The sequence below is a fragment of the Acinetobacter johnsonii ANC 3681 genome (assembly GCF_000368805.1).
GTDB lineage: Bacteria > Pseudomonadota > Gammaproteobacteria > Pseudomonadales > Moraxellaceae > Acinetobacter > Acinetobacter johnsonii.
Genome location: NZ_KB849705.1, coordinates 332,356 through 344,918 on the forward strand (window position 1 = coordinate 332,356; position 12,563 = coordinate 344,918).

Annotated in this window: 15 protein-coding genes; 6 read left to right on the forward strand and 9 right to left on the reverse strand. The window is 39.0% G+C overall.

Features of this window, described 5'->3' with window-relative positions; all coding sequences use genetic code 11:
* Positions 1-77: 77 nt before the first annotated feature.
* Positions 78-281: a KTSC domain-containing protein gene (locus F946_RS05845; protein WP_004980128.1), complete on the forward strand. Its 204-nt coding sequence runs from the start codon at positions 78-80 to the stop codon at positions 279-281.
* A gap of 25 nt (positions 282-306) precedes the next feature.
* Here the strand turns inward: F946_RS05845 and F946_RS05850 are convergent, their stop codons facing one another.
* Together F946_RS05850 and F946_RS05855 are read right to left on the reverse strand one after the other, a co-directional pair.
* A complete protein-coding gene (locus F946_RS05850) occupies positions 307-909 on the reverse strand; it encodes an O-methyltransferase (protein ID WP_004980131.1) in 603 nt (200 codons plus the stop codon).
* A 32-nt stretch (positions 910-941) separates the two neighbouring features.
* Entirely contained in the window at positions 942-1,160 is a 219-nt protein-coding gene (locus F946_RS05855; RefSeq protein WP_004693482.1) for a DUF1653 domain-containing protein, read from the reverse strand.
* A 238-nt stretch (positions 1,161-1,398) separates the two neighbouring features.
* Between F946_RS05855 and ahpF the strand changes: the two genes are divergently transcribed.
* The 3 genes from ahpF to F946_RS05870 all read left to right on the forward strand — a co-directional run bounded on the left by ahpF (position 1,399) and on the right by F946_RS05870 (position 4,304).
* The gene (ahpF, locus tag F946_RS05860; protein ID WP_004980133.1) at positions 1,399-2,964 is read left to right on the forward strand and encodes an alkyl hydroperoxide reductase subunit F; all 1,566 of its coding nucleotides are present in this window, start codon (positions 1,399-1,401) and stop codon (positions 2,962-2,964) included.
* Between the two features lie 180 nt (positions 2,965-3,144).
* Complete coding sequence (locus F946_RS05865) at positions 3,145-3,486, forward strand: hypothetical protein (protein WP_004980136.1); 342 nt, start codon at positions 3,145-3,147, stop codon at positions 3,484-3,486.
* A 119-nt stretch (positions 3,487-3,605) separates the two neighbouring features.
* Positions 3,606-4,304: a VIT1/CCC1 transporter family protein gene (locus F946_RS05870; RefSeq protein WP_004693487.1), complete on the forward strand. Its 699-nt coding sequence runs from the start codon at positions 3,606-3,608 to the stop codon at positions 4,302-4,304.
* Positions 4,305-4,588: 284 nt separating this feature from the next.
* Here F946_RS05870 and F946_RS05875 read toward each other — a convergent pair whose 3' ends face one another.
* Complete coding sequence (locus F946_RS05875; protein WP_035326474.1) at positions 4,589-5,365, reverse strand: TIGR03915 family putative DNA repair protein; 777 nt, start codon at positions 5,363-5,365, stop codon at positions 4,589-4,591.
* A gap of 1 nt (position 5,366) precedes the next feature.
* Positions 5,367-6,626, reverse strand: coding sequence for a putative DNA modification/repair radical SAM protein (locus F946_RS05880; protein ID WP_004980147.1), 1,260 nt, complete (start codon positions 6,624-6,626; stop codon positions 5,367-5,369).
* 206 nt (positions 6,627-6,832) lie between these two features.
* On the opposite strand from F946_RS05880, the gene F946_RS05885 reads away from it, so the two are divergent.
* On the forward strand, positions 6,833-7,885 hold the full coding sequence (locus tag F946_RS05885) for an NAD(P)H-dependent flavin oxidoreductase (protein ID WP_004980149.1): 1,053 nt from the start codon (positions 6,833-6,835) through the stop codon (positions 7,883-7,885).
* Between the two features lie 40 nt (positions 7,886-7,925).
* Here F946_RS05885 and dusB read toward each other — a convergent pair whose 3' ends face one another.
* Positions 7,926-8,951: a tRNA dihydrouridine synthase DusB gene (gene dusB, locus F946_RS05890; protein WP_004980152.1), complete on the reverse strand. Its 1,026-nt coding sequence runs from the start codon at positions 8,949-8,951 to the stop codon at positions 7,926-7,928.
* 128 nt (positions 8,952-9,079) lie between these two features.
* Positions 9,080-9,607, reverse strand: a complete 528-nt coding sequence (locus tag F946_RS05895; RefSeq protein ID WP_004980154.1) for a cytochrome b — start codon at positions 9,605-9,607, stop codon at positions 9,080-9,082.
* 518 nt (positions 9,608-10,125) lie between these two features.
* Between F946_RS05895 and F946_RS05900 the strand changes: the two genes are divergently transcribed.
* Positions 10,126-11,388 carry a sensor domain-containing diguanylate cyclase gene (locus F946_RS05900; RefSeq protein ID WP_004980156.1) on the forward strand — a complete coding sequence of 421 codons (1,263 nt, stop codon included), beginning with the start codon at positions 10,126-10,128 and terminating at the stop codon, positions 11,386-11,388.
* Between the two features lie 245 nt (positions 11,389-11,633).
* Here F946_RS05900 and F946_RS05905 read toward each other — a convergent pair whose 3' ends face one another.
* From F946_RS05905 to F946_RS05915, 3 genes are all read right to left on the reverse strand, one after another.
* A complete protein-coding gene (locus F946_RS05905; RefSeq protein ID WP_004980157.1) occupies positions 11,634-11,831 on the reverse strand; it encodes a hypothetical protein in 198 nt (65 codons plus the stop codon).
* Between the two features lie 55 nt (positions 11,832-11,886).
* Positions 11,887-12,114, reverse strand: a complete 228-nt coding sequence (locus tag F946_RS05910; protein WP_004980159.1) for a hypothetical protein — start codon at positions 12,112-12,114, stop codon at positions 11,887-11,889.
* Between the two features lie 106 nt (positions 12,115-12,220).
* The gene (locus tag F946_RS05915) at positions 12,221-12,430 is read right to left on the reverse strand and encodes a cold-shock protein (protein ID WP_004980161.1); all 210 of its coding nucleotides are present in this window, start codon (positions 12,428-12,430) and stop codon (positions 12,221-12,223) included.
* Positions 12,431-12,563: the final 133 nt, after the last annotated feature.

The following is a 12,563-nucleotide window of genomic DNA, read 5'->3' on the forward strand; positions in this document are numbered from 1 at the left end:
CACTTTTTAAGTTTGGCATAAGTTTAAATTAAGCAGCCACATTGCTGTGATTCCATGTAAATAATGGGGAGTCGCTTATGGGGACAATTGCGGTAACATCTTGGAAATACAATGCTTCCACACGCTATTTAAAAATTTTCTATGCCGATGGTTCAGGCGAGCTGTACCACCCTGTGCCTGAATTTATTTATAACAACTTAGTTCGATGTAATAATAAAACAGCCTTTGTTCATAAATATTTAGAATATGATTTGCACTTTACGCGCTTAAGTATTCATTAATTTTTGAATCTCAAACAATCAGGATTTATCCTGATTGTTTTTCATGATCGCACGTCACCACCAACAAGCCCGCACCAATCGCTAATGTAGACAGGTTAAACTGCTCGTCCTGCTGAATACGCGCGATGAAGTCCGTGACTTGATCAGCATGAGATAAAACATTATCAACCACCAAAACTCCGCGTGAAACACACATTAGTCGTTTCAAATCTGGCCAATAGTCGACATAAGCATCACGTTCAGCATCTAGCAATATAAAATCAAAGATGGCTTGCGACTGCTTCAAATATTCAGCTGCATCACCCACCCAAAACTCAACGCCATTGGATAAATTGAAATCCGCAAGATGAGCAGCGGCTTGTTGACTTCTGTCAGCATCAATTTCCAAAGTGGTTAATCGAGCATTTACTTGTTGCACTGCATAAGCCAACCATAAGGTTGAGTAACCTGTTGATGTTCCTATTTCTAATATCTGCTGAGGCTGCTGAATATGAACCAGTTGCGCCAAAAATTGTGCAGACTCAGGCTCAATATTGCGAAAGCGCGCAATTCGATCTGCTTGCGTACTGTCATGTTCTTGAAAGCGTTGATATAAGGCCGATACTTTACTCAAAAATTCTGCACGCATAATCAAATCCCCTCTACTTTACTTAGCTTCGTTTATACTTCTTGAATCAGTTTAAAGCGCTCAACCTCACGGTCATCTTCTAGCATTACCGTTTCAGTAAACATGGCAAGTGGACGTACCCAAATCGAATAATCACCATATAAACACTGATAAACCACCAGTTTTTCTTCGGTTTCACTATGCGTCGCTACATGTAAAACTTGATACAGTTGCCCTTTATAATGCTGATAGATACCGCGCTGTAATTGCATCGCTTGCTTCCCTATTTTTTAACTGTCTTGATCATACCTAATTTATAATGCTTAAACTGCAAATCACTTGAAAAATCATTTAAATCCCCCATATAGCTTTATGAAATGATTGAAGAAAATATCTTTAAATCTATAAAATCGATTACAAAAATAAAAACAAACTGTTTTATCTATTTTCAGATTTACTCTATGATTCTTCTATCAAATAATTTTATAGACTGCTTTGGAGAGCTTAACAATGTTAGATCAAAATACTTTAGCTCAATTAAAAACACTTCTTGAACGCCTAGAAGGTCCGATTGAATTGGTTGCGACTTTGAACGGTTCTGAGAAATCAGACAAAATCAAAGAATTGGTTGAAGAAGTTGCAGCACTGTCTCCACTGGTGACTGCACGTTTTGATGGTCAAAACTCACGTGCACCCAGCTTTGGTGTGGCAAAAGCCGGTGAACAACCGCGTGTCTTCTTTGCTGGTTTACCAATGGGGCATGAGTTTACCTCTTTGATCTTGGCATTGTTACAAACCTCTGGTTATGCACCCAAAGTATCGGATGAAGTTTTGGCTTCAATCAAAGCTTTGGGTATTCAGTCTGACTTTGACGTATTTGTCTCTTTAAGCTGTCATAACTGTCCAGACGTGGTGCAAGCCTTAAATCTGATTGCCATTTACAATCCAGGCACGACAGCAACTATGATTGATGGGGCATTCTTCCAAGACGAAGTTGAAGAACGCAAAATCATGGCTGTACCGATGGTCTTCCAAGACAATAACCATATCGGTCAAGGCCGTATGACCTTGGAAGAAATTATTGCCAAACTGGATACCAATTCAGCAGTCAAAGAAGCTGAAAAACTCAATGCCAAAGATGCTTTTGATGTTTTAGTGATTGGTGGTGGCCCTGCGGGAAATACTTCTGCCATCTACGCAGCACGTAAAGGTATTAAAACAGGGATCGTGGCTGAACGGATGGGTGGTCAAGTCATGGACACCATGGACATTGAAAACTATACCTCGATTCAAAAGACCCAAGGGCCTAAGTTTGCTGCTGAAATGGAAGCACATGTACGTGAGTATGGTGTGGACATCATGAACTTACAGCGTGTTTCTAACATCAAAGGTGCAGATGAGACCGCGAATGGCTTGGTTGAAGTCACTTTAGAAAATGGTGCGAAGCTTGAATCTAAAACTGTGATTCTTTCAACAGGTGCACGTTGGAGAGAAATGAATGTGCCGGGCGAAGCAGAATACCGTACCCGCGGTGTTGCCTACTGCCCACACTGTGATGGTCCACTGTTTAAAGGCAAACGTGTAGCAGTAATTGGCGGGGGGAACTCAGGTGTCGAAGCTGCGATTGATCTTGCTGGGATTGTAGAACATGTGACTTTGGTTGAGTTTGATACCAAATTACGTGCGGACCAAGTGTTGCAAGACAAATTGCATAGTTTGCCTAATACCACAGTGATCCTGAATGCACTATCGACTGAAGTAGTCGGTGATGGTAAGCAAGTGACAGCATTGAAATATAAAGATCGTGCAACTGATGTAGAACATACGGTTGAGCTTGCAGGAATCTTTGTGCAAATTGGTTTATTACCAAACACTGATTTCTTAAAAGAGACTGCTGTTGAGCTTTCAAACCGTGGTGAGATTGTGATTAACGATCGTAACGAAACCAATGTCAAAGGTGTATTTGCCGCAGGTGACTGTACGACTGTGCCATACAAGCAAATCATCATTGCTACAGGTGAAGGCGCGAAAGCATCTCTGTCTGCTTTTGATTACATTATTCGTTCTGGCGTGTAATCCTTTCAGACGCCTCCCTGCTATAGGCTTATAGGCAACTCAGCTTATAAGCCTTTTTATCACGCTGTTTTTTATAAAAAATTACATTTTTTTAACAATAATGCAGTCTGCTTTACACTCAAAGTAGATTATATTTTGCCCAACCCCTACTTTTGGGTATAAAACGAAAAGGATATGAAAATGAATAAATTACTTATTGCCTTAGGTCTTGCTGCTGTTGTTGCTTTAGTGGGTTGTTCAAAAGAAAAAGCACCTGAAACAGGTGCAACGACAGGTGAACACCTTGAAAATGCTGCTGAACAAGCAGGTCATGATATTAATAGCGCGACTAGTGAAGCAGTATCTGACACTCAAAAAGCAGCGGATGAAGCAGCTGCAAAAATTGGTGCTGCCGCTGACGAAGCTGCTGCGAAAACTGAAGCTGCTGCTGAAGATGTTAAAAATGCCTCTAAAGAAGCAACAGCTCATGTTGCTGGTGCAGTAGAACAAGGCGCTGCTGATGTGAAAGAAAAAGCACAATAATATTTCTAAGCTTAAAAAAGCCTCCCACTCGGAGGCTTTTTTATGGGCTGTGCTATAGTAGAGGAAACATGCATTATTAAATAAATCATAACTTTAAAATTTGAGGATGATCTATCGTCATGTCCTACTCTCACCATGTTGAACCTCATTTAATTCATCGTACTGGTTGGCTACGTGCAGCGGTATTGGGTGCCAATGACGGCATCATTTCAGTGACCAGTTTGATTATGGGGATGGCAGCCAGTGGTGCAACCAGCCATACCTTACTCATCACGTGTATTGCCGGGCTCATTTCAGGTGCAAGCTCTATGGCTGCGGGTGAGTATATTTCGGTGAAGTCTCAATCGGATATTGAAGAAGCCGATTTAAAACATGAAGCCCGAGAATTAGATAAGAACCCGCACTTAGAACTTAAAGAACTGACCCAAATTTATATACAACGTGGACTAGAACCCAAACTGGCACATGAAGTCGCAGTACAACTCAGCGCACATGATGCACTGTCTGCACATGCTCGTGATGAAATAGGCATCCATGAAAATACCAGTGCCAAGCCGCTTGAAGCCGCGGGTTCTTCTGCCCTAGCCTTTTCACTAGGTGCTCTGTTTCCTATGTTGGCCATTCTCTTAAGCCCTCAAGGTTATCTGACTCAGTCAGTTGCACTCACAGGGGTACTATCGTTATTCGGTTTAGGGGCTTTATCGAGCTACTTTTCTGGGACTTCTATGTGGACAGGTGCATTTCGTGTGACACTATGGGGAATTTTTGCGATGCTGTTTGCCAGTTGGATTGGCTCCCTATTTAATGTGCATGTTTAACGTCAACAACACGAAAAGCGATAGCAGACTACCTATTTAAAATGTAAAAAGTCCATGGATTGAATGGGCTTTTTACTATTTACAGCATCATTTACCATCAACTTTAAGCTTGCACATTTTTCTCTGCACTACTCAGATGCACTATTACTAATGATTGAAGTTCAATTCTACAGGTGCAACAGCTTATTTTTTAATTAGCATGAATTGCTTAACGTCTATTCCCCTTCCCATAACAGCCCAAAACATCATAGAAAATGATGAGTCAACGCCTTACTTACATCTCGCTAGATTGTTTTTTCATTCATATAACGCCAGTAGCGTTTAGGAACATATTGCACATGTAGTTTGATATTTGCTCTTGCCTCGATGTTGATACTTTTAAAATAATCTTTCCATAACTGGTCATACAGCAGCTCATCATCATCTAATTCAACACTAAAGGACTGACTGTGTCCGACTTTGTGTGCATGATCAATTTGATTCACATCCATCTTCACCTGATGCACAGCTGTCAAATCATAATAAATTCCGAAATTCCTTTTTTCATCATAAATCAACCATCTTTGATCTTGATATCGGTTTCTAAAATGCCGTTCTATCAGCGGTAAAACATTAAAATCCGGCTGTACCAGACTTAAAAACAATCCATCCTGACATTTTTTAAAGCGGACAAAAGCTTCCATACGATGCTTTTCCCTGCCCACTTGTTTGGCCCACTGCGAAACAGCCAATACATCCGCATGCGCATAGTTACGATCTACCGCATGTGTATTTTTAAATACATAGCTACAGAAATTAAAAAGATGTTGATGTACCTGTTCCTGCTCAGACAGAAAACAATAATAAAAAGATCGTAGACTCTCAGCCGTAATTTTTTGCTTTAACCCGCGCCAAACTCGCTCTGCGTGTTCGTCATTTGAAGCAACCTCAATACACTCATCAAACAAGCTGGCTTGGGAATTGTTAGATGAAAGCTTGACGTCAAAATCTTTAAACTGAAAGCTTCTATATACACAACTCAGTAGTCCAGTCATGGTTCGATCAAAGCGATATATCGACATACTAAAAACCGAAGCCCAGTTGAGGCGAAAGCTGTTTTTGATATTTGGATTGCCCCGATTGCAAAATGTGCTGCCGAATCTGGTTCGCTTGTTGTTCTTTTTTAAACTTTGGCGTATCTGCACAGCGAATAAAATACTGTGCCCGATTGTAAGCAATGCCCATATGCTTTAGTTGATCGATATGAATCTGCCCAAAACGACGAGCTTGCACAATTTTTTTAGCCGATTGAACACCTATACCCGGGACACGTAAAATCATACGATAATCTGCATGTTGAATATCAACAGGAAAATGCTCAGGGTTACGTAATGCCCAACTTAGCTTCGGGTCGATGTCCAAATCTAAATTCGGATGCTGATCATTCACGATTTCCTGCGCATCAAAACCATAGAAACGCATGAGCCAATCCGACTGGTACAGCCGATTTTCTCTTAATAATGGCGGAGCAGAACCCACAACAGGAAGCATTTTTTCCTGTTCATTGATTGGGATATAGCCTGAAAAATACACCCGTTTGAGCTGATACACTTTGTAATGATGATCTGCCATTAAAATAATATCTTTGTCTGTTTCTTGATGTGCGCCCACCACCATCTGAGTGGTTTGTCCCGCTGGTACAAACTTCGGTACATGCTGAATCACACGCCGCTCATCCGTCAACTGAATTAAGCGATCGCGTACAATGCCTAAGTCCTTTTGTACTTCTGCATGTGATTTCTCAGGTGCAAACTGTTTTAAACCAACTTCCGTTGGCATTTCCAAGTTAATACTCATGCGGTCTACATATAAGCCCGCCTCGGTAATAATTTCTTGGGAGGCACCTGGTATCGTTTTTAGGTGAATATAACCATTAAAATTTTCTTCAAGGCGTAACTTTTTCACCACTTGTAGCATTCGCTCCATAGTGAAATCAGCTGATTTAAAAATACCTGAACTGAGAAATAAACCTTCAATATAATTGCGGCGGTAAAAGTTGATGGTTAAATCCACCACTTCTTGTACAGTAAAAGCGGCTCGCTTGACATCGTTAGAGCGTCTAGAAACACAGTAGGAACAATCAAAAATACAGACATTTGAAAATAGAATTTTAAGTAATGAAACACAACGACCATCTTCTGTATAACTATGACAGATACCGTTCCCTGTATTTCCCAAACCTTGTTTTTTGTTTTTACGATTGCTACCACTGGACGAACAGGACACGTCATATTTAGCTGCATCAGCTAAAATCTGTAGCTTTTCACGGATACGATCGGTCATGACGGTCCTCGGTAAAATCTAAAATAAAAGTATAAAAAATTTCAGACTAAAAGCATTGCCAATACACATACCCAACGACATGGCTTGTCGCTAAAAACCGAGAAATAAACGTGATTGCTTTAGATATTTTTCGAGAAAATACTGAATATTATTTGCCAATTTTGCAGTGCTTGGGCAAAGTGTCTATATGTAAAAGGAGCAAGTACATGTCTTTATTATTAGAACGTCTTGAAATTAAACATCCTATCTTCCTTGCACCGATGGCTGGTGTTTCTACACCAGAGCTTGCGGCGGAGGTTTCAAATCAAGGCGGGCTAGGCTCACTTGGATTAGGTGCAAACACCGCAGAAACCGCACGTAGCCAAATTTTAAAAACCCAAGCACTGACCGAACAACCTTTTCAAGTTAATTTTTTCTGTCATCAAAGTGTCGAACTTGATCCAGCTATCGCACAAACATGGATTGATTTTGTAAGACCTAATTTTGAACAATACGATGCAGAACCACCCACGCAACTGCACTGTATTTATCCTAGCTTTTTGGACAATGATGACTTTTTAAATGTCGTACTTGAAACTCGCCCTAAAGCCGTCAGTTTTCACTTCGGTGTTCCGCATCCGCACCAAATACAGGCGCTAAAAGACGCTGGCATTTTAACCATGGTTTCTGCAACCAACTTAGCGGAAGCACGGGCCATTGAAGCAGCAGGGATTGATTTTATTATTGCTCAAGGCATAGAAGCAGGTGGACACCGCGGGATTTTTAATGAACATTTTGATAGTGCAATACGTACGATCGACCTCGTACAACTTCTGACGCAGCACTGTCGGTGCCCTATTATTGCAGCAGGTGGCATTATGAATGGTACACAGGCTCAGCAGATGTTAAGCCTCGGCGCGAGTGCGGTACAGTTGGGAACAGCTTTCGTACAATGCAAAACGTCGAATGCCAATGATGCCTACCGTCATGCACTTTTCCATGAGCACATCACACAGATAAGTGCCAGTATTTCAGGTCGCCCAGCTCGCGGCTTACTGGGTCACTGGCATACCCAGATTGATCTACCGAACCGCCCTGCTGTTGCTGCATATCCCTACTGTTATGATCTAGGGAAACAATTACATGCCGCAGCGACCAAACAAGGCGATCAAGGTTTTGGCGCATTTTGGGCAGGTACGAACGTTTCGCAAATTCGTGCCATGGAAGCACCGGACTTAATTAACCAATTGTTGGTTGAAATGCAACAAGTCAGTTATTAAGTCTCATTATTCACTCAAAGCTCCATACGTGGAGCTTTGTTTATTTGGTTTCCAATAAATTGACCTGTTCAACTTGTACGTCATTCATGGTTTCACCATGAATGAGTAGTTGGTCAAAGTAGTCTGCGACTACTTTAAATTGTTCAGTTGTACTTTCCACTTTGTACATGTTCTGGCGAAACTCATTACTTGAACGTAAACCTTTGGTGTACCAAGCAATATGTTTACGTGCAATTCGGCAGCCAGAATATTCCCCATAAAATGCATACAGTTCGGCAAGATGTCCAAGTAGAACTTCTTTTACTTCTTGAATACTTGGTGCAGCCAAATGTTCACCCGTCTCCAGATAATGCGCGATTTCACGAAAAATCCATGGACGCCCTTGCGCAGCGCGACCAATCATAATTGCATCTGCACCAGTATAATCGAGTACATATTTGGCTTTTTCTGGACTATCAATATCCCCATTGGCAACCACTGGTATACGAATCAGCTGTTTTACTTCTTTAATCAAATCATAACGAGCCGTATTCAAATACATGTCTTCACGGGTCCGCCCATGCAATGCTAACGCAGCAATACCCGCCTCTTCCGCTCGTTTCGCTACACGCAAGATATTTTCATGGCCATTCAAAAAACCCAAACGCGTTTTAAGTGTTACAGGTACATCAACTGCAGCAACAACTTCATCCAAAATTCGAGCCACTAAGTCTTCGTCTTTTAAAAGTGCAGAACCCGCCAGCTTATTACAGACTTTCTTGGCAGGGCACCCCATATTGATGTCCACAATTTGAGCACCATTTGAAACCTGATATCGTGCAGCTTCCGCTAACTCTTTGGGATCTGATCCTGCAATTTGTGCTGAAATAGGCGCCAATTCACCATCAAAATTAGCACGATATAAGCTTTTTTTGCTCATCCGTAACGTTTGGTCTGATGTCATCATTTCACTGACAGCATGCCCTGCACCAAAGTATTTGCACAGAGACCTAAATGGACGGTCAGTTACGCCTGCCATAGGAGCCACAATCAAATTATTTGACAGTTGATACGGACCAATATACATATGAATTCATCACTTTTTCGACCAGCACAGTATACTGCATCTACACTTTCGGCTCATCTTTTATCATGTGTTCTGTGACTATGAAATACTCATAATATAAAATGCCAGACGAATCTAAAAGGCAACCATCAGATAACCTCTAAATCACACCATTTTTTAAAAAGCATGCTTTTTAGGACATTATCTTTGAAAATGAAGTGGTGAATCAATGCCGCACAGGCATGTAAACCCACGAGTGCAATAAAAAGATTCCCTAAAAATTGATGCGCATCTGCAATATAGTCACTCCCCCAAACAGTGCTCAAAAGCGGTAAACTTAACGATAAAACTTGGAAATTATCAGTAAAACTCGATAATGTCATCCAACCCGCAATTGGAACAATACATAGGCTTAAGTAAAGGAAAAATCTGACCATTTTAAATAACACTATTTGGTAAGAATTAATTATTTCAGTTTTAGGAATACTTTTTCTATACAGAAAAACAAAACTCAATCTCAAGAAAAATAAAATAAATATTAAAATCCCACCTACAACATGAATCTGACCTTTCCAGTCTGTTATTGTGGGATCACCTGCAGTCAGATACACCAGTGCAACTAAAGCAAAGGTAATCCAATGCATGATTATTATAGGTTTTGGATAGTTATTCTTCATCGCTTTTCCTAAGTTTTAAATATTTTTATAAAACGGAGCTGTTAAAAACAGCTTAAACGAAAAATGTAAAGAAAAATAGAATGCTCAGCTTTTCATTCAGGCTAAGCCTTACTTAAACCTTAAAAATCAATTACCTGCCTATCCATCATTTCCAACATCTTGTAGATTAAAGTACTTTTAAGTACAACATCCTTCATCGCTTCAAGTATTCCTTACATCCTTTGTAAATTTCTAGTTGAATATTTGTGCTACCTCATCTTTTCTGATCACAATACTCTGCTATCTTGAATTTATTATTATATCCGTAGCAATAGCCCTAATATCTTTTAGAGCGTTCATAAATTCATCGATAATTGAATCTTCCAGTACATGACAAACGTCACAATATAAGTGATTTTATAGGTTGTTGATTATATTGTATAAATCATAAACCAGCATTATTCATTAATTTAAAGTCTAATTTATGATATTAATAAGAACAGGGAAAACAATAAAGAAACATAGTGATTCACTCCAATATGCCTCAATATTCTGAACACAAAAAATTAACAGCGACTGAATTCAATAGTTTAATGACTATGGCCATTCAACAATCATTTAATGCGATCGTCATTACAAATGCCTGCTTTGAGAATAATGGCCCACACATCCTTTTCTGCAATCCAGCATTTTGTGAAATGACAGGTTATAGCGAAGAAGAGTTAATTGGACAATCGCCCCGTATCTTACAAGGGCCTGAGACAGATCTAACCGTGATTCAGGAGTTAAAAGATTGCATATCTAATGGACTATTTTTCCATAACAATACGATTAATTATCGCAAAGATAAAACACCGTACGCTGTAGAATGGAACATCTCCCCGATTAAAACTGAAACAGGTGAAATCACCCATTTTGTATCCGTTCAACGAGATATCACGGAAAAAAACGAAAGTCTTAAATATCAAGCGATGTTGGTTGCAGCGATAAATACAACACCCGATACGATAGTGATCACGGATGATCAAGCTAGAATTAAATTTATGAATCATGCCGCAGAGGAAATCTCTGGCTACACCCTAGCAGATTTAAAAGATGAACCTATCACAAAATTATATCCACATGATCAAAAGCTGATAGAACTACAGAGAGTAAAAAATCAGGATACTGAAAATAAAGACCACGTATATGAAAAGCATTTCTTAGAGCTCGTTTCATCCCCTCTAAAAGACCGTAATGGCACAATTACACATAATGTGAGTATCGGTAGAAATATTAATCATCATATCGAGATCAAGAGTCAACTTGAAGAGTGGGCCAATTACGACAGTTTGACGAGCATTTTTAATCGTCGCTATGGTGAACATCTTCTAGATACCATTCAAAAAGACATGTGCAATGAAGATAACTCTTGCTGCGTGTTATTGGCTGATATCGATTACTTTAAAACCATTAATGATACTCATGGTCATGCATTAGGAGATAAGGTCTTACAACAAGTGATGCGTGAGCTCTCCAAAAATTTACGGAGCAAGGACACTCTCATTCGTTGGGGAGGAGACGAAATATTAATCGTATTACCAAGTATCAAACTAGATTCGGCTTTGAAAATGGCTGATCGACTACGCACAGTCATTGAATCTTGTAAGTTTCAGAGGATTGAAGAAGTTACTATGTCATTTGGAGTAGTGACTTGGAAAAAGAAAGAGCTTAAAACAAGTGTTCTACGAAGAGCAGACGAGCAATTATATCTTGCTAAAGCAAATGGACGTAACTGTATATTTCCAGACTCAGTACCTTAAGCTAAAATCCATTTATAGTACAAAAATCACTCAACCTATCCATTCACAAAAGATTTTTTGCTAGGAATACTTTTTAGCGATGTCATTAAACTACTTATTAACAAAAGTGTTCTGCCCGACATGGCCCTCTTCAAATTATCTAAAATAACTGTTCTATAATTTAAATAGATTTGAGGAGGAATCATTGGGGTTGGTTAAGATAATTGTAGTATTAGTCATCACGACCAAATTAAAACTAATAACGTTCAGATCAACTTGAAAATTTTACTGCTATTTAGACTTTGGAAGAACATTTCAAAACCAGGACGAATATCTTCGCCATCAACAGTGATATATCTTAAATTTGAATGCAACATTGTGCTGCAAGAGTTTTTATCTACAGTTGCCTGAATAGAGTATTCAGTACCGAATTGATCTTTGACAGTAACATTTTTCTTTAACATTTCTTCTATACCTATAATATTAATTCATTTAAAAACAATATAATCAAATATTTAGTTAGGCAACTTTATAGTTAAATTTAAATAATTGATTTAAAGCGGTATAAAATGTTCTACCATCTAAATTTAAATCCACTTCGATTCCAGACTGAAGCAACACACGCTTACCCACTTCAATAGATTTCAAGCCATCACGGGTATTTTGCATTTTATTTAGAGGAATTAACGAGACTATAATTTCAGTACCATTTGAAGATTTAGCAATTAAGGTATTAAGTTTTTTCAATTTTCACCAGTTTTTTTCATATATCCCAACAAGGAATAAATATTTAATTAATAATCTTTAGTCATTAAAAAAGCACTGTTCAGTGCTTTTTTATATTTAATGCTTCTTATAAAGCAACAATATTTACAGCATTTGGGCCTTTTTGACCTTGCTCTATACTGAATGACACTTTTTGGCCTTCATGCAATGTTTTGAAGCCTGAACTAGCGATTTCGCGAAAGTGAGCAAAAACATCTGGACCAGATTCTTGTTGAATGAAACCAAAGCCTTTAGTTTCATTAAACCATTTAACTGTACCGGTAACTGTAGTAGACATAATATATCCTGCTGAATTTTAATAATTTGAGCCAAAAATGACTATATGTAACTTTGAAAATAATAAAAGTGGAGCTTAAGATCTGAAACAACGGAGGATTATGACTAAAACTGCGATACTTAAAGAAGATTTA